The sequence below is a fragment of the Streptomyces sp. HUAS MG91 genome, from assembly GCF_040529335.1.
GTDB classification, from domain to species: domain Bacteria; phylum Actinomycetota; class Actinomycetes; order Streptomycetales; family Streptomycetaceae; genus Streptomyces; species Streptomyces tabacisoli.
Genome location: NZ_CP159534.1, coordinates 3,678,303 through 3,695,188 on the forward strand (window position 1 = coordinate 3,678,303; position 16,886 = coordinate 3,695,188).

The window sequence follows — 16,886 nt, forward strand, 5'->3', positions numbered from 1 at the left end:
CAGGGCCCTACCGAGCGGTAGGGGTAGGGACGAGGAAAGTTACCGGCGGTACAACATAGGCTCGTGCCGTGCCCACAGAAGCGACGGAACCCAGCGAGCAGCGCGAGTACCGCATGGAGGAACTGGCCAGGGCGGCCGGCATCACGGTGCGCACCGTGCGCTTCTACCGCGAGCGCGGCCTCATCAAGCCCCCGCGCCGCGAGGGCCGGATCGCCTGGTACGACGACACGCACCTGGCCCGCCTGCACACGATCGCCCAGCTCCTGGAGCGCGGCCACACCCTCAACGGCATCGCCGAACTCTCCGAGGCCTTCGACCGCGGCCGCGACGTCGCCGAACTCCTCGGCATCGGCTCACCCACCGAGGAGATCCCGGTCCGCCTGACCGCCACCGAACTCGCCGACCACTTCGCCGGGGACGTCACCCCGGAGAACCTCCAGGCGGCCCTGGACCTCGGCTACCTCGGCACCGACGGCGAGGAGATCGTCCACATCAGCCGCCGCCTGCTCGACGTCTCGGCGGCCCTGGTCCGCGAGGGCATCCCGCTCGCCGAGGTCCTGGCGGCGGCCCGCACGGTCCGCGACCACGCGGACGCCCTGGCGACCCTCTTCCACGAGCTGATCCTCGCCCACGGCGACGAAAAGGACGTCCAACGCCTGCGCCCACTCGCCAAGTCGGTGGTGGAGGCAGAACTCTCGATGGCCCTGGACCGCCGCCTCAGCCCGCCGGCACGCGACATCACCTGATCGAGGTAATGCCGCTCAAACATGCCCGAATTCGGTTTCACCTGCCGAGAGTTGGACCAGAGACAAGACCCCGGCGACTGTCCTACCAGCCCCGGGGCGTGGCCGACACTTCTGGGAGTGCCAGCATGCCCAAGCGTAGTCATACCGAGCCCGGGCGCGCGCTCGGCGTCGTACGGCTCAGCAACGTCACCAAGGTGACAACCTCACCCGGCAGGCAGCGTGCGACAGTCCAGTACCTCGCCGAACAGGCGGGGTTCACGCTGATCGGCGAGGCCGTCGACCTCGGCGTCTCCGCACGCGCGACGTCCCCCTTCGACCGCCCCGCTCTGGGACCGTGGCTCCGCCGCCCCGGCAGCTACGAAGCCGTCGTCTGGTCGCACGTGGACCGCGCCGTGCGGTCGGTCGGGCACATGTCCGATCTGATCGCCTGGGGGTGTGCGCAAGCCGTCACCCTCGTCTTCGGAGTTCCCGGGGAGAGCGGACCACTGATCGTCAGTCCCGAGGCCGGAGGCGCCACCGTTCGACTCGCCATGGACCTGGCCTACGCCGCCGAGCAGGAATCCCGAGCGATCTCCTCTCGGCTCACCGACGCCCACGAGGCACTGCGCGCGGCGGGTCGCTACGGCGGCGGCCTCGTCCCGTTCGGGTACCGAAAGGCACCGCATCCCTCCGGTACCGGATGGTGCCTCACCCCGGACGACGAGTCCGCCTCGCTGGTGCACGCCATCGTGAATCGTGTGCTGTCCGGTCATTCCCTGACGGCCGTCGCCCGCTGGCTCAACGAAGAGGACGCCCTCGTGCCCCGTGACCGCCACGCACTGCTCCAAGGACGCGGCACCGGCGGAACCCGGCACGGGCTCACTTTCGACCGCTTCCGATGGACATCGGGGACGCTGTCGAAAGTGCTGCGGTCCCCCTCGCTGATGGGTCACCGCGTCCACCAGGGACGGACAGTCCTCGACGGGGACGGCCGCCCCGTTCTGATCGGTGCGCCTGTGCTGGACGAAGGCACGTTCCGCACCCTTCAGGACCTCTTGACGATCCGGTCCAACGGAACGCGGCGGACGCGTCGCCCGACCTCCGCGCTTCTCACCCGCGTCGCACATTGCGCCGGGTGCGGCGGCCGTATGTACTACCGGGCCCGCAAGCCGTACCCCTACGGCGACTACGTCTGCGCGGCTCCGGCGAAGGGACTGCGGTGTCCGGCGGCGGCCGCCATGAGGTCGGACTGGCTGGAGGGCTACACAGTGGAGAGCTACCGCGCCGCAACAGGCACTCGCGGCCCCGTCAGCCGCGCGGACCTGTTGGCCGCCGGAGCGCGTGTCACCGTTTCCAAGGGCCGCTGCGGCGGAGACACGACCCGGCCGACAGGACCGGACACCTCGCGTCTGGCGTTCACGATGGACGAGGCTCCGTCTTCGGCGGTCTGACGGAAATGGTCGGGCGGGGCGAGCATTCGGGGCGCTCCGCCCGCCGGTACACCTAGCGGTCGAACACAACCGTCACCGGGGCGTGGTCCGACCAGCGCTCGGCGTGCGTGGCCGCCCGCTCCACAAATGCCTTGCGCGCCTTGGCAGCCAGGCCGGAGGTCGACACCACGAGATCAATTCTCCATCCCGCGTCGTTGTCGAAGGCCCGCCCCCGGTACGACCACCACGAGTACGGCCCCTCCACATCCGGGTGCAGGGCGCGGACCACGTCGACGTAGCCGCCGTCGGTCGCGTCGAGGACACGGCCCAGCCACTCGCGCTCCTCGGGCAGGAAGCCGGAGTTCTTCTTGTTGGCCTTCCAGGTCTTGAGGTCGGCCTCCTGGTGGGCGATGTTCCAGTCGCCGCAGACGACGACCTCGCGGCCGTCGGCGGCGGCGCGCTCGCGCAGGCCCTTCAGGTAGGCGTGGAACTCGCCCATGAAGCGGATCTTCTCGTCCTGCCGCTCGGTGCCGACCTCGCCGGAGGGCAGGTAGAGGGAGGCGACGGTGACGCCGGGCAGATCCACTTCCACGTACCGCCCGCTGCCGTCGAACTCGGCCGACCCGAACCCGATCCGCACCCGCTCCGGCTCGCGCCGCGTGTAGAGGGAGACGCCGGCCCGGCCCTTGGCGGCGGCCGGGGCGTGCACGACGTGCCAGCCCTCGGGCTCGCGGACCTCGTCGGGCAGCTGGTGCGGTTCGGCGCGCACTTCCTGGAGGCACAGGACATCGGCGGAGGTCTCGGCGAGCCACTCCACGAAGCCCTTCTTGGCGGCGGCCCGCAGCCCGTTCACGTTCACACTGGTCACAGTCAGCACCCGGCCACGGTACCGGCACACTGGACGGATCAGCCGCAACCGCATCAGCATAGAGTTACGATGGAACGTATGAGTATCCAGTCCGCGCCGTCCGTCCCCACCGCCGGGATCACCCTGCGCACGGTCTCCTTCGGCCACCCCGACGCGGTCGCCCTCAACGACCGCGTACAGCTCGAATACGCGGAGCGCTACGGCGACGAGGGCGATGTCACACCCCTCGACCCGACGATGTTCGACGCCCCGCGCGGGCACTACCTGATCGCCTACGACGCGGCGGGCGTCCCGCTGGCCACCGGCGGCTGGCGCACGCAGGACGAGAACGACGAGGGGTACGCGGACGGGGACGCGGAGCTGAAGCGGATGTACGTCACGCCGGAGGCCCGGGGTCTCGGGCTGGCCCGCCGCATCTTGGCCGCCCTGGAGGAGGACGCCCGCGCGGCGGGCCGTACCCGCATGGTGCTCGAGACCGGGACCAAGCAGCCCGAGGCCATAGCCCTGTACCTGTCGAGCGGGTACGAGCCGTGCGCCAAGTTCGGGCACTACCGGTTCGAGGAGCTCAGCCGCTGCTACGCCAAGCCCCTCGGAGGCTGAGCGTCACAGCAGTCCCGGGCGCCGCCACTCGGTGCCGAGGGTGTGGTGGTCGATGAAGTTCAGGAACGTCTCGTACCAGACCTTGATGTGACCCGGCGAGAGGATCCAGTGGTTCTCGTCGGGGAAGTAGAGGAACTTCGCCGGGACTTCGAACCGCTGGAGGTCCTGGAAGAGCGCCGAGCCCTGGCCGACGGGCACGCGGTAGTCCTTGGCGCCGTGGATGACCAGCATCGGCGTGCGGATCTTCGCGGCGTTCTCGTACGGGGAGTCGGCCTCGTACCGCTCGGGGCGGGTCAGCGGGTCGCCGAAGATCCGCTGGAAGTACCAGGGGACGTCGGTGTCGCCCTGGAACATGCGGATGTCCCACAGGCCCGCGTGGCTGACGATCGCCCTGAACCGGTCGGTGCCGGTGGCGACCCGGTTGGCCATGTAACCGCCGTAGGAACCGCCGGCCAGCGCCGTGCGCCCGGAGTCGATGTCGTCGCGGCCCTCGGCGGCATCGGTCAGCGCCATCACGTCGTCGTAGGGGCGCCCGCCCCACTGGCCCCAGCCGCGCTCGTGGTTGCGCTGCCCGTAGCCGGTCGACAGGGCCGGGTCCGGCAGCAGCACCGCGTACCCGCGCGCGGCGAACGGCCACGGGTTCCACCGCCAGGTCCAGGCGTTCCAGCTGCCCTGCGGTCCGCCGTGCACGGAGACGAGCAGCGGCGCGGGCCGCTCGGCGGACGCCCCCTCGGGCAGCACGAGCCAGCCGCGCACCCGGAACCCGTCGTCCGCCTCGACGTGCACCTCGGTGAGGGTGCCGGGCAGTTCGCCGACGCCGCCCGGGGCGGGCAGTTCGGCGGGCGTCTGGTCGGCCGTCGCGGCGTCCAGGCGGACCGGGCGCGGCGGGGAGTCGATCGCGTTGCGCAGGGCGTACAGGGTGCGGCCGTCGGGGGCCACGCACAGCGATCCGTACGCGCCGGAGGCGGTGAGCCGGGTGACGGTGCCGTCGGGGTCGCGGCGGAAGACGGGGCGGTGGCCCTTCTCGTCGGCCGTGAAGAAGAGGGTGTCGTCGGCCGGTGAACAGACGGCGCCGCCGGGCCAGTTGTCGAAGCCGGGGAGCAGGTCGCTGACCTCGCCGTCGGCCAGGTCGATGCGGACGAGCGTGCCGTCCCAGGGTTCGTCGTACGTGGGGTAGAACATCCGGCTGCACACGACGGCCGTGCCGTCACCGGTGAAGACGGGCGCCTCGTAGAGGTGTTCCAGGTCGCCGAGGACGTGCAACTGCTTGCCGGTGGTCGCGTCGGCGATCACCACGGCGGTGCGGTTCTCGTCGGGGACCCGGCCGGTGACGAACCGGGTGTACGCCACGCGCGTACCGTCCGGCGACAGCGCCACGTCCCCGGCGTCCTCGATGCCGGCGCCCTGGCCGCCGGCGTCGACCGGGGCCGCGTCGGCGGTGGCGCGGACGAAGACGTGCGGGTCCTCGGGGCCGAGGTCGTGGTCCCAGGCGCGGGTCGGCCCGGACTCGTAGAGGATCGCGGTGACCTTCGCGTCCTTGCGTTCCTTGCGGAGCCTGTCGTGCGTCTCGGCGTCGGCGGCGCCGGGCAGCAGTCCGCCGACGTGGCCGAGCGCGCCGGAGTCGCGGGCGACGGTGTACCCGGCGATGCCGCCCGGGTGCCGGGCGACGACGGCGGCCTCGCCGCGCGGGGGCAGTGCCCACAGCGCGGGCCCCTCGTGCTCGCCCTCGGCGTCGTCGATGTCACCGGGCCGGCCGGACAGGAAGTGGAGCGTTCCGTCCGGGCCGAACGCGGGCCCGGACTCGCCCTTGTCGGACCGGGTCAGCCGGACCGCATCGCGCGCGCCGGCCGGGTCGATCTCCCACAGCCCGGAGACGAAGCGGGTGCCGTCGCCGGAGAGGTTCTGCACGGCGGCGACCAGCCGGCCGCCGTCGGCGGACAGGGCGAGGGAGTTGACGCGGGGCAGGGCGAGGAAGGTCGACAGATCGTGAAAGGCGGAGGCGCCACCGGAGGTCTCAGGGGTGTCAGGGGTCTCAGGCATGGTGGCGATTGTCGCGCGCGAATGCCGTGCGGAACAGGGGATTTCACCGTCGCCGGGCCCGTCAACGCAAAGATCCCGCCCGATCGTGATGATCGGACGGGATCTTGTCCACCGTCTGCGAGTCGCCTCACAAGCGGTGTTGCAGTGGACCTGAGGGGATTCGAACCCCTGGCCCCCTCGATGCGAACGAGGTGCGCTACCGGACTGCGCCACAGGCCCTTGCAACGAGTGAAACTCTAGCACCCCGATCGAGGTGCTTGGAAATCCGTTCCGGGCTGGTCAGCCCTGTCACTCGTTGGCGGCGCGCGGACGGCCGTCCGCGCCGTCGTCGTACTGGTCGAAGAGCGGGGTGCGGCCGCGCTCGCGCGAGCGGCGGGCGGAGGCGGCGCGGCGGGCGTCGCTGCGTCCGTCGTCGGCTGCGGGCTGCTCCTCGGCGTGCTCCTCCTCCACGGGCGAGGAGCGGGCGGCGCTCCAGGTCTCGGGGGCGCCGTAGTCGATGCCGCCGCCGGCGCGCGGGGCGACCGGCGCGGTCACGTACGTGGGCAGCGGGACCGGCACCGGGTCCCAGCTGTCGCCGGAGCCGGGGTGGCGCTGGCGCTCGCGCTGCTGGTCGACCCACTCGGCGTGGTCGGTCTGCTCGACGAGGGCGCGCCGGTCGGCGGCGAGTGCTTCGAGGCCGGGGTCGGTCGCGCTCTCCGCGGCGTCTGGTCCGTCCTCCGCGGTGTCGGCGTACTCGGCGTACTGGGCGTACTCGCCCGTGGCGCGGCCCGTGGCGGGCTGCCGCCTGCGGGGCTGGCGCTCGCGCAGGCGCTGGGCCGCGATCTCGGCGCGGCGGCGGTCCATGACGTAGGCGAAGCGGCGGCGCTCCTGGGCGCGCAGATAGACGATGTACGCGCTGAGGAGCAGGGCCGGTGCCGCGGGTGCCCACAGGAACGCGATGCCGCCGACTCCGGCGACGACCGCGCCCACGGTGAACGCGAGGAAGAGCATCACGGTGGTACGGCGGCGGCGGGCGAGCACCTTGGAGCGGCGGGCGCGGGCCTGCGCCTCGGCGGAGGCGGCGCGGGCGGCGCGGGACTTGGCGGTCTCCGGCGCCGGTTCGCGGACCGGTTCGGGGTGGTCGCGGCCGGGGGCCGGGGGGCGCTGGGCGGGTGCGGGGCGCTGGGCCGCCGGGGGGCGGTGGGTGGCCGGGGGGCGGTCGTCGGCCGGGGGCCGTTCGGTGACCGCGGGGGGCCGGTCGCCGGCCGAGGGCGTGACGAAGGCCCGGACGTCCACCGGATCGGTGGGCGCGTCCGGGTCGACCGGGTCGCCGCGCCGCTCGTCCTCGGGCGAGCGTGCCTGGAGGTCCTTGGCGTACCGGCGCTCCATGCCCGCCCGACCGGAGAGAAGTCGGATCGCGGTGCTGAAGCGTTCCGTCGGACGGGCTTCGTTCAGCTCGTCCTGCCTACGGAGCCACATCGGCACCAAGTAGGCGGCCCAGGCCCCGACGATGACTGCGTAGATGAGGCCGCTGCTGCTCACGGTCACACCGTAGAGGGGTTTCCGTGAGGCCATCCGCCAATTGGGCCGGTGTGTCGCACGATCTGGCTGATATTTCGAGCTTTTTTTGCGACTGGTGCGATCAACTGGCCGACCGGGGCGGGAATTTAATGGCTCTCACGGTCCGCCGACGATCAAATTCGAACATTTATTTTATTTCGAGGGGGTCCCCGGGTCCATCGTGTTGGGAGCCCCCGGACCTGCGTTGTTGCCCGGACGCTCGCGCCGCCAGCGCCTGAGCATGCCCTCGGGGACCTCTTCGGCGGTGAGCGCGAAGACGAGATGATCGCGCCAGCCGCCGTCGATGTGGAGATAGCGTGGACGCAGCCCCTCCTCGCGGAATCCGAGTTTCTCCACGACCCGGCGGCTCGGCCCGTTCTCCGGGCGAATGCAGACCTCGATGCGGTGCAGGCCCACGGTGCGGAAGCAGTGGTCGACGGCGAGCGCGACGGCCGTCGGCATCACCCCGCGCCCGGCGACGGACTGGTCGACCCAGTAGCCGACGTGCCCCGAGCACATCGATCCCCAGGTGATCCCGGCGACGGTCAGCTGGCCCACCAGACGGCCCTGGTACTCGATGACGAAGGGCAGCATCCGGCCCGCGTTCGCCTCCGAGCGCAGATGGCGGACCATCTGGCGGTAGGTCGGGCGGTGCGTGATCGGGCCGCTCGGGGTCGGCGGCGGGATCGTCGCCTCCCAGGGGCGCAGCCAGTCGCGGTTGCGCCGGTTCACCTCGCGCCAGGCGCGCTGGTCGCGCAGCCTTATCGGGCGGAGGACGACATCGCCCTCCGCCAGCACGACGGGCCAGGACGGGCTGTTCAGAGCGCACCCCCGGCGTGGGCATCCGGTCTGCTGTCCGGTCTGGGATGGTCGCCGCCGCGGAGTTGGTCGACGGCGTGGGTGAGCAGGGGGGCCAGGACGGCGAGGCCGTCCTTCACTCCCCCGCTCGACCCGGGGAGGTTCACGATCAGTGTGCGCCCGGCGACCCCGGCGAGGCCACGCGAGAGCGCGGCGGTGGGCACTTTCTCCCTGCCGTACGCGCGGATCGCCTCGGGAATGCCCGGCACCTCGTGGTCGATGACGCGGGCGGTGGCCTCGGGGGTGCGGTCGGTGGGCGAGATGCCGGTGCCGCCGGTGGTGACGACGACGTCGTACGCGGCGTCCACGGCGGCCCGCAGGGCGGCCTCGACGGGGTCCCCGTCCGGGACAACCTGGGGCCCCTCGACCTGGAAGCCCATCGCCCGCAGCCCGTCGGCGATCAGGGGTCCGCCCTTGTCCTCGTAGACGCCGGCGGCGGCCCGGTTGGAGGCGGTGACGACGAGGGCGCGGTAGGTGTCAGGCACGACTGCCTCCCGGCGCGGGGAACTGTGCGCAGCAGGACCACCGGCTCGCGGCCGCCGACGAGAGCATGCGCACCTGCCCCTCGGGCGACGACGGCGCGGGCCGCCCGGAAATCCGCCGAGCCGACGGAGTCACCGTCACGACCGGCTCCAGGAACCCGACTTGCCGCCCGTCTTCTCCTCGACCCGCACATCGGAGATGACGGCGCCCTTGTCGACGGCCTTGACCATGTCGACGACGGTGAGGGCGGCGACCGAGACCGCCGTCAGGGCCTCCATCTCGACGCCCGTACGGTCCGTCGTCTTCACGGTGGCCAGGATCTCGACGGCGTCGTCCGCCACGGACAGCTCCACCTTCACCCCGGACACGGCCAGCGGGTGGCACAGCGGGATCAGGTCGGGGGTGCGCTTGGCGCCCATGATCCCGGCGATCCGCGCGGTCGCGAGGGCGTCGCCCTTGGGTACGCCCTCGCCGCGCAGCAGTTCGACCACGCGCGACGACACGAGCACGCGCCCGCTGGCACGCGCGGTGCGTGCGGTGACGTCCTTGCCGGACACGTCGACCATGCGGGCCGCGCCCGCCTCGTCGAGGTGGGTGAGGTGTCCTTGCGAAGTGCTCATGGCGTGGTGGCGCTCCCGATCCGAGCCGTGCGCGGTGCGGGCGCGCCGGACTGTTGTGCGCGACACGGTATCGCGAGCCCGCGGCGGCGGGGCCGGTCAGCCCAGGACAACCACCTCGACCTCGGTGCCGGGCTCGACCGACGTGACGTCCTCGGGGACCACGATCAGCGCGTCGGCCTGGGCGAGCGCCGCGACGAGGTGGGAGCCGGCGCCGCCGACGGGCGCGACCCGGCCGGCCTCGGCGTCGTACACCCCGCGCAGGAACTGGCGGCGGCCGGACGGCGAGGTGAGCGCCTTGTCGGTGGCGAGCTCGGCGCGGACCCTCGGGCGCTGGACGGATTCGGCGGGCAGGCCCATCAGCGTGCGGACGGCGGGGCGGACGAACAGTTCGAAGGAGACGTACGAGGACACCGGGTTGCCGGGCAGGGCGAGCAGCGGGGTGTGGTCGGGGCCGACCGAGCCGAAGCCCTGCGGCTTGCCGGGCTGCATGGCCAGCTTGCGGAACTCGACGCCGCTGCCCGCGCCGAGGCCGTTCTCCTCGTCGGGGTCGCCGATGGAGGTCAGGGCCTCCTTCACGACGTCGTAGGCGCCGACGCTGACGCCGCCCGTGGTGACGATGAGGTCGGCGCGGATCAGCTGGTCCTCGATGGTGGAGCGGAGCGTCTCGGCGTCGTCGGCGACCGCGCCGACCCGGTAGGCGATGGCTCCGGCGTCGCGGGCGGCGGCGGTCAGCGCGAAGCTGTTGGAGTCGTAGATCTCGCCGTCGGCCAACTGCTCGCCGGGCTGGACGAGTTCGCTGCCGGTGGAGACGACGACCACGCGCGGTCGCGGGCGTACGCGTACGGTGCCGCGGCCGATGGCGGCGAGCAGGGCGATCTGCGGCGGGCCGAGCAGGGTGCCTGCGGCGAGCGCCTTGTCGCCTGCCCTGACGTCGCTGCCCTGTGCGCGGACGTGCGCGCGTGCCGGGGCGGGGCGGTGCACGCGGACCTCGCCGGAGGCGCCCTCGGGGGCCGCGCTGTGGGCGGTCATGGAGGCGACGGGGCCCGCGCCGAGGCCGCCGTCGGTCCACTCGACGGGGACGACGGCCTCGGCGCCGGGGGGCAGTGGGGCGCCGGTCATGATGCGGGCGGCCTGGCCGGGGCCGACGGTGGGCTGGCCGTCGGGTCCCGCCGCGCCCGCCGCGACGTCGCCGATCACCGTGAGCACGGCGGGGAACTCCTCGCTCGCGCCCGCGACATCGGCGACGCGGATCGCGTAGCCGTCCATCGAGCTGTTGTCGAACGGGGGCAGCGAGACCGGCACCGTCACGTCCTCGACCAGCACACAGCCCTGGGCGTCGAGGAGTTGCAGCTCGATGGGGTCGAGCGGGTGGACGGTGGTGAGGATGTCGTCCAGGTGCTCGTCCACCGACCACAGCTGGTGCTGCGTGGTGGCGGACGGTGTGGTCGCGCTGCTCAAGGTGCTACATCTCCTCGGTGACGTAACTGCGAAGCCAGGTCCGGAAGTCCGGGCCCAGGTCTTCACGTTCGCACGCGAGTCTGACAATGGCACGCAGATAGTCACCACGGTCGCCGGTGTCATAGCGGCGGCCCTTGAAGACGACGCCGTGCACGGGGCCGCCGATCGTCTCGTCCGCGGCGAGCTTCTCCAGGGCGTCGGTGAGCTGGATCTCGCCGCCGCGACCGGGCTCGGTCTTGCGCAGTATGTCGAAGATGTTCGGGTCGAGGACATAGCGCCCGATGACCGCGTAGTTGGAGGGGGCGTCCGCCGGGTCCGGCTTCTCGACGAGGTCGGTGACCTTGACGACGTCGCCGTCGGCGGTGGTCTCGACGGCGGCGCAGCCGTAGAGGTGGATCTGCGAGGGCTCCACCTCCATGAGCGCGACGACGCTGCCGCCGTGCTGCTCCTGGACCTCGACCATGCGCGCGAGCAGCGGGTCGCGCGGGTCGATGAGGTCGTCGCCGAGGAGGACCGCGAAGGGCTCGTGGCCGACGTGCGGGGCGGCGCACAGCACGGCGTGGCCGAGGCCCCTGGGGTCGCCCTGGCGGACGTAGTGCATGGTCGCGAGGTCGCTGGACTCCTGGACCTTGGCGAGGCGGTCGGCGTCGCCCTTCTTCTGAAGGGCGGACTCCAGCTCGTAGTTGCGGTCGAAGTGGTCCTCGAGGGGCCGCTTGTTGCGGCCTGTGATCATGAGTACGTCATCGAGACCCGCTGACACGGCCTCTTCGACCACGTACTGGATCGCAGGCTTGTCGACGACCGGGAGCATCTCCTTGGGAGTCGCCTTGGTGGCCGGCAGGAACCGGGTGCCGAGGCCCGCAGCGGGGATGACAGCCTTGGTGATCCTGGTGTGCGAGTCAGTCATGCCGGTCACCATATCCGGCGCCAATGGGCGGAATCTGTGGGTCCGCTTTGTTGGCACATATATGAGTGGATGAGGAGAGGTTTGTGAGTTCCCTATGAGCCCGCACCCACGTGACGCGCGTGACGCCGAGCCTGACAAGCGCACATTGCGACGGGAGTTCCTCCTGGTGAGGAACGCGTTGCCAGAGGATGACGTGCAGGAGGCGGCGACGGTTCTGGCCCGTCGCGCCCTCGACCTCACCGAGCTGGCGACGGCGTCCACCGTCGCGGCGTACGTGTCCGTGGGCGGCGAGCCGGGCACGGGCGCGCTGCTGGACGCCCTCCGCGCGCGCGGGACGCGGGTCCTGCTGCCGGCGCTGCTGCCCGACAACGACCTGGACTGGGGCGCGTACGAAGGACCCGACTCGCTGGTGGACGTACGGCGTCCGGGACGGATGACGCTGTCCGAGCCGGGCGGCGAGCGGCTCGGCCGTGACGCGGTGCTCGCGGCGGACGTCGTGCTGCTGCCCGGGCTCGCGGTGGACGCGCGGGGGATGCGGCTCGGCCGCGGCGGCGGTTCCTACGACCGCGTACTGGCCCGCCTGGAGGCCGCGGGCGCGCATCCGGCGCTCGTCGTGCTGCTGTACGACAGCGAGGTGGTCGCACACCTGCCGCACGAGGCGCACGACAAGGCCGTGCACGCGGTGGTGACACCGTCGGGCGTGCGCCGGTTCTAGCTGGACCTACGTGAAAAAGGGCCTCCACGCGCGCGTGGAGGCCCTTTTCAGCTGCCCGGCGTCAGGGCTTGAGCGCCAGCGTGTCCGAGGTGGTGTTGTCGACGGCGTCCTTCGTGAACGCCCACGGCAGCAGCTCGCCCTTGACCCACTTGTCGGTCTGGTCCGTGTAGTGGGAGCTGAAGGTGTGGCCGGAGGCGCCGGTCAGGTTGATCCACTGGGACTTGTCGAGATCGTCCAGGTTGACCACCATGCGCATCGACGGGACCCAGTCGACGCCGTAGCCGCCCGCCGCGTTCCAGCCGGTCGCGTCGACGGCCGCCTCGCCGCCGCCCAGCTTCCAGGGGCCGCGGTTGAGCACGTACTGCAGCCAGCCCGGGCCTTCGGTGCCGAGGGTCTGGTTCTTCAGCTCCAGCTTGTGCAGCCGGCCCCAGCTCCAGGTGTCGATGTCCTTGCCGAGCTTGGCCGTCAGGTCCCAGCGGGCGTCCTCCATGGCGCGGCCGAACAGCTCGTCACGGGTGCTGGTGGCCTGGTCGGTGCGCGACTTGGGCGCCTTCCACCAGTCGTTCTTCTCGTCCTTGAGGATGTTGCGGACGACCTGGAACCAGCGGTCGCCGCCGTCAGGCTGCGCCGAGTCCGTGTCGCGCTCGCCGCACTCGCGGACCTTGCGGTCCTCGTCGGCCGGGCCGGTGTTGTCGACCGGGCTGACGGTCAGGCACTGGCCCTCGACGCGCAGCTCCTTGGGCAGCTTGTTGCCGAAGGCCAGCTTCAGGACGTTGCGCCAGACCGAGTTGAAGTAGGCGGCGGCGGCCGAGTCCGGGTTCTGGGTGTAGTCCCAGTTCTCCAGGAGCTGCTGCGCCTGGCGGACGTCCTTGTCCTTGACGTCGATCTTCAGCAGGTAGGGCACCAGCAGCTTGGCGATCTCGCTGCTGTTGTCCATCTGCGTGGTGCGCATGTCGTCGGTGGAGACCTTGCCGCCGTCCTTGATCTTCGAGGCGATCAGGTCGGAGATGCGCTGGCTGCGGGTGCCGTAGCCCCAGTCCGTGGTGAGCGTGTACGGGTAGTCCTTGCCGACGACGGCCTGGTTGGCGGTGACGATGTAGCCCCGCTTGGGGTTGTACTCGTAGGGCAGCTCGGTCGGCTTGATGTACCCGGTCCAGCGGTACTTCGAGTCCCAGCCGGGGGACGGCAGCGAGCCGTCATCGCCCTCCGCGCGGGTCGGGATGCGGCCGGGCAGCGTGTAGCCGATGTTGTTCTGGGTGTCGGCATACGTGAGGTTCTGCGAGGGCACCTGGAAGTTCTTGGCGGCATCGCGGAACTCGTTCCAGTTCGACGCCTTGTCGATCTCGAAGACGGCGTCCATGGTGTTGCCGGGTTCGAGCGCGGTCCAGCGCAGCGCGATGCCGTAGCCGTCGCCGCGGTCGGGCGCCGAGGAGCCGACGGTCGCCTTCTTGCCGACCTTCACCAGCTCGTCGTCGCGGTCGGACAGCAGCGGCCCGTTGTTGGTCTCGCGGACCGTGATGGTCTTGGAGTCGCCGCCCGCGACCTTGATGACTTCCTTGCGGGTGGTGAACGGCTTGGTCTTGTCGTCGTACAGGTAGCCGTCGCCGCTGAACTTCTCCAGGTACAGGTCGGTGACGTCCACGCCCGAGTTGGTCAGGCCCCAGGAGATGTCCTGGTTGTGGCCGATGACCACGCCGGGCATCCCCGCGAAGGTGTAGCCCGTCACGTTGTACTGGCACTTCGCGCTGATGTCCGTGCAGTGCAGGCCCATCTGGTACCAGACCGACGGCAGTTGCGGCGCCAGGTGCGGGTCGTTGGCGAGCAGCGGCTTGCCGCTGACGGTGTGGCGTCCCGAGACGACCCAGGAGTTGGATCCGATGCCGTTGCCGTTCGGTCCCAGGCCCGCGGAGTCGGGGATCTGGTCCAGGACGTCGGCGAGGCCGCCCAGCTGGCTCTGGAGGCCGCTGGGGGCCTGCGTGCCGCCCGTGAGGCCGGTGCCCGCCGGCCCGCCGGTGGTGCCGGACTGCGTGGAGGTGCCGGTGGCGTTCTGGTCGTACTCCCCGGTGGCGCTGTTGTAGGCGCCCTCCTGGACGATCGGCTTGTTCCGGCCGTACGGGTACTCGGGGTAGAGATCGGCGATCTGCTGCGGGCCGAGGCGGCTCGTCATCAGGGAGCGGTCGATCTCGTCCTGCATGTTGCCGCGCAGGTCCCAGGCCATCGCCTTCAGCCAGGCCACCGAGTCGACCGGCGTCCACTTCTGCGGCTTGTAGTCGTTCTCGAAGCCGAGCGCGACGTACTCGGCGGAGATCTCCTTGCCGCTCTTGCCCGACAGGTAGGCGTTGACCCCCTCGGAGTAGGCCTGGAGGTACTTCTTGGTCGCCGGCGAGAGCTTGGAGTCGTACTCCTGCTGCGCGACCCGGTGCCAGCCGAGCGTGCGCAGGAACTCGTCGGTCTTGACCTGCCCCTTGCCGAACATCTCGGAGAGCCGGCCGGAGGTGGTGTGGCGGCGCACGTCCATCTCGTAGAAGCGGTCCTGCGCCTGCACGAAGCCCTGGGCCATGAACAGGTCCTCGTCCGAGGACGCGTAGATCTGCGGGATGCCGTAACCGTCCCGCTTGACCTGAACGGGCCCGTCGAGGCCGTCGAGTTTGACCGAGCCCGTGGTCTGCGGCAAGGAGGCCCGGACGCTGTCGACGCTCCAGTAGGCGCCGTACCCGATGCCCGCGATCACCGCCAACACCAGGACGATCACGATCAGTCGGGCTCGGCGCCCCTTCTTCTTGCGCGGCTTGCTGCCGGCAGAGGCGTTCGTAGTGGAGGGCATCGCGATCCTTGCTGTCCTTCGCAGACGACTGGGCGGGCCCGGAGGGCCCTCGTACAAGGGTGGTGGTGGGCGACGGGCGGGAGGGCGAGAGCAACCATACGAGCAGTACCTGTCGCGCTCGGACGCGGAGTCAGGAAGGAGGCGCCCGCGAGCGGTCGGAGAATCGGCCCTCGCGTCAAGAAAGCGTCAAAGATTAGGTAAGGTAACGAAGTAACTCCCCCCACGTCGACCGTGCGAAGCCTCCTCGCGGAAGGAACGGCCCCTGACTGTCCACCACCTCAACCAGCTCCTGCTCGTCAGCGCCCTGGTGCTGCTCATCGCGGTCGCCGCGGTGCGTATTTCCTCGCGCAGCGGGTTGCCCAGCCTGCTCCTGTACCTCGGCATCGGCATCGCCATGGGCCAGGACGGCATCGGCAATGTCTCCTTCAGCAATGCCGAGATGACCCAGGTCATCGGATACGCGGCTCTTGTCGTGATCCTGGCCGAGGGCGGCCTCGGCACGAAGTGGAAGGAGATCAAACCCGCCCTGCCCGCGGCCGTCGCCCTGTCGCTCGTGGGCGTCGCGGTGAGCGTGGGCGTGACCGCGGCGGGCGCGCACTATCTGGTGGGCCTGGACTGGCGGCCGTCCCTGATCATCGGCGCGGTGGTGTCCTCCACGGACGCCGCGGCCGTCTTCTCCGTGCTGCGCAAGGTGCCGCTGCCGGCCCGCATCACCGGTGTCCTGGAGGCCGAGTCCGGCTTCAACGACGCCCCGGTCGTCATCCTCGTGGTCGCCTTCTCCGCCACGGGTCCGGTGGAGCACTGGTACGTCCTGATCGGCGAGATCGCCCTGGAGCTGGCCATCGGTGCCGCGATCGGCCTCGCGGTCGGGTGGCTCGGCTCCTACGGGCTGCGGCACGTCGCGCTGCCCGCCTCCGGCCTCTACCCGATCGCCGTGATGGCCATCGCGACCGTCGCCTACGCCGCGGGCGCCATGGCCCACGGCAGCGGATTCCTCGCCGTCTACCTGGCCGCCATGGTGATGGGCAACGCCAAGCTGCCCCACTGGCCGGCCACCCGCGGCTTCGCCGAAGGGCTCGGCTGGATCGCGCAGATCGGCATGTTCGTGCTGCTCGGCCTGCTGGTCACCCCGCACGAGCTGGCCGACGACATCGTGCCCGCGCTCCTCATCGGACTGGTGCTCACCATGATCGCCAGGCCGCTGGAGGTGCTGATCAGCCTGTTGCCGTTCCGGATGCGATGGCAGGAGCAGGCCCTCATGTCGTGGGCCGGCCTGCGCGGCGCGGTGCCCATCATCCTGGCGACGATCCCGATGGTGACCGGCGTCGCCGACAGCCAGCGGATCTTCAACATCGTCTTCGTCCTGGTCGTCGTATACACCCTGATCCAGGGGCCCACGCTGCCCTGGCTGGCCAGGAAGCTGAACCTGGGCGACGACGCGGAGGCCGCCGACCTCGGCATCGAGTCGGCGCCCCTGGAGCGGCTGCGCGGGCACCTGCTGTCCGTGTCCGTGCCCAAGGGCTCCCGGATGCACGGCGTGGAGGTCGGGGAGCTGCGGCTGCCCAAGGGCGCCTCGGTGACGCTCGTCGTCCGCGACGGGGAATCGTTCGTCCCCGGCCCGACGACCGTGCTGCGGCTCGGCGACGAACTGCTCGTGGTCGCGACCGATCCGGTGCGGGACGCGGCCGAGGCCCGGCTGCGCGCCATCGGCCACGGCGGCAAGCTCGCCGGCTGGCTGGGCACGGGACCGGAAACCGGCCGTTAACATGGAGACCGGATCCGTGTACATGGGGGAATGACCAGACCCGCGTACAGCGTT

Annotated in this window: 14 protein-coding genes and 1 tRNA gene; 5 read left to right on the forward strand and 10 right to left on the reverse strand. The window is 71.2% G+C overall.

Going from position 1 to position 16,886, the window contains the following annotated elements:
• The first annotated feature begins 113 nt into the window (after positions 1–113).
• The gene (locus ABII15_RS16575) at positions 114–746 is read left to right on the forward strand and encodes a MerR family transcriptional regulator (protein WP_353947086.1); all 633 of its coding nucleotides are present in this window, start codon (positions 114–116) and stop codon (positions 744–746) included.
• 125 nt (positions 747–871) lie between these two features.
• The gene (locus ABII15_RS16580) at positions 872–2,176 is read left to right on the forward strand and encodes a recombinase family protein (RefSeq protein WP_353943099.1); all 1,305 of its coding nucleotides are present in this window, start codon (positions 872–874) and stop codon (positions 2,174–2,176) included.
• 52 nt (positions 2,177–2,228) lie between these two features.
• Here ABII15_RS16580 and ABII15_RS16585 read toward each other — a convergent pair whose 3' ends face one another.
• Complete coding sequence (locus ABII15_RS16585) at positions 2,229–3,053, reverse strand: exodeoxyribonuclease III (protein ID WP_353947087.1); 825 nt, start codon at positions 3,051–3,053, stop codon at positions 2,229–2,231.
• Between the two features lie 48 nt (positions 3,054–3,101).
• Here ABII15_RS16585 and ABII15_RS16590 point away from each other — a divergent pair, with 48 nt between their 5' ends.
• A complete protein-coding gene (locus ABII15_RS16590; RefSeq protein WP_353943100.1) occupies positions 3,102–3,623 on the forward strand; it encodes a GNAT family N-acetyltransferase in 522 nt (173 codons plus the stop codon).
• Between the two features lie 3 nt (positions 3,624–3,626).
• On the opposite strand, the gene ABII15_RS16595 is transcribed toward ABII15_RS16590, so the two are convergent.
• The 8 genes from ABII15_RS16595 to galU form a co-directional block, all read right to left on the reverse strand.
• Positions 3,627–5,663: a S9 family peptidase gene (locus tag ABII15_RS16595; RefSeq protein WP_353943101.1), complete on the reverse strand. Its 2,037-nt coding sequence runs from the start codon at positions 5,661–5,663 to the stop codon at positions 3,627–3,629.
• Between the two features lie 145 nt (positions 5,664–5,808).
• A tRNA-Ala gene (locus ABII15_RS16600) sits at positions 5,809–5,882 on the reverse strand.
• Positions 5,883–5,951: 69 nt separating this feature from the next.
• Positions 5,952–7,184 carry a gephyrin-like molybdotransferase receptor GlpR gene (gene glpR, locus ABII15_RS16605; RefSeq protein ID WP_353943102.1) on the reverse strand — a complete coding sequence of 411 codons (1,233 nt, stop codon included), beginning with the start codon at positions 7,182–7,184 and terminating at the stop codon, positions 5,952–5,954.
• A 171-nt stretch (positions 7,185–7,355) separates the two neighbouring features.
• Entirely contained in the window at positions 7,356–8,000 is a 645-nt protein-coding gene (locus tag ABII15_RS16610) for a GNAT family protein (RefSeq protein ID WP_353943103.1), read from the reverse strand.
• Positions 8,001–8,020: 20 nt separating this feature from the next.
• Positions 8,021–8,545: a MogA/MoaB family molybdenum cofactor biosynthesis protein gene (locus ABII15_RS16615; protein WP_353943104.1), complete on the reverse strand. Its 525-nt coding sequence runs from the start codon at positions 8,543–8,545 to the stop codon at positions 8,021–8,023.
• 135 nt (positions 8,546–8,680) lie between these two features.
• On the reverse strand, positions 8,681–9,163 hold the full coding sequence (gene moaC, locus ABII15_RS16620) for a cyclic pyranopterin monophosphate synthase MoaC (RefSeq protein WP_353943105.1): 483 nt from the start codon (positions 9,161–9,163) through the stop codon (positions 8,681–8,683).
• A gap of 96 nt (positions 9,164–9,259) precedes the next feature.
• Positions 9,260–10,621, reverse strand: coding sequence for a gephyrin-like molybdotransferase Glp (gene glp / locus ABII15_RS16625; protein ID WP_353943106.1), 1,362 nt, complete (start codon positions 10,619–10,621; stop codon positions 9,260–9,262).
• A 4-nt stretch (positions 10,622–10,625) separates the two neighbouring features.
• A complete protein-coding gene (galU, locus tag ABII15_RS16630; RefSeq protein ID WP_353943107.1) occupies positions 10,626–11,528 on the reverse strand; it encodes a UTP--glucose-1-phosphate uridylyltransferase GalU in 903 nt (300 codons plus the stop codon).
• A gap of 94 nt (positions 11,529–11,622) precedes the next feature.
• Here galU and ABII15_RS16635 point away from each other — a divergent pair, with 94 nt between their 5' ends.
• Positions 11,623–12,243 carry a 5-formyltetrahydrofolate cyclo-ligase gene (locus ABII15_RS16635; protein WP_353943108.1) on the forward strand — a complete coding sequence of 207 codons (621 nt, stop codon included), beginning with the start codon at positions 11,623–11,625 and terminating at the stop codon, positions 12,241–12,243.
• A 61-nt stretch (positions 12,244–12,304) separates the two neighbouring features.
• On the opposite strand, the gene ABII15_RS16640 is transcribed toward ABII15_RS16635, so the two are convergent.
• Positions 12,305–15,067 carry a penicillin acylase family protein gene (locus tag ABII15_RS16640; protein WP_353943109.1) on the reverse strand — a complete coding sequence of 921 codons (2,763 nt, stop codon included), beginning with the start codon at positions 15,065–15,067 and terminating at the stop codon, positions 12,305–12,307.
• A gap of 307 nt (positions 15,068–15,374) precedes the next feature.
• On the opposite strand from ABII15_RS16640, the gene ABII15_RS16645 reads away from it, so the two are divergent.
• Positions 15,375–16,832 (forward strand): potassium/proton antiporter, encoded by a 1,458-nt coding sequence (locus tag ABII15_RS16645; RefSeq protein ID WP_353943110.1) that lies wholly within the window; start codon positions 15,375–15,377, stop codon positions 16,830–16,832.
• Positions 16,833–16,886: the final 54 nt, after the last annotated feature.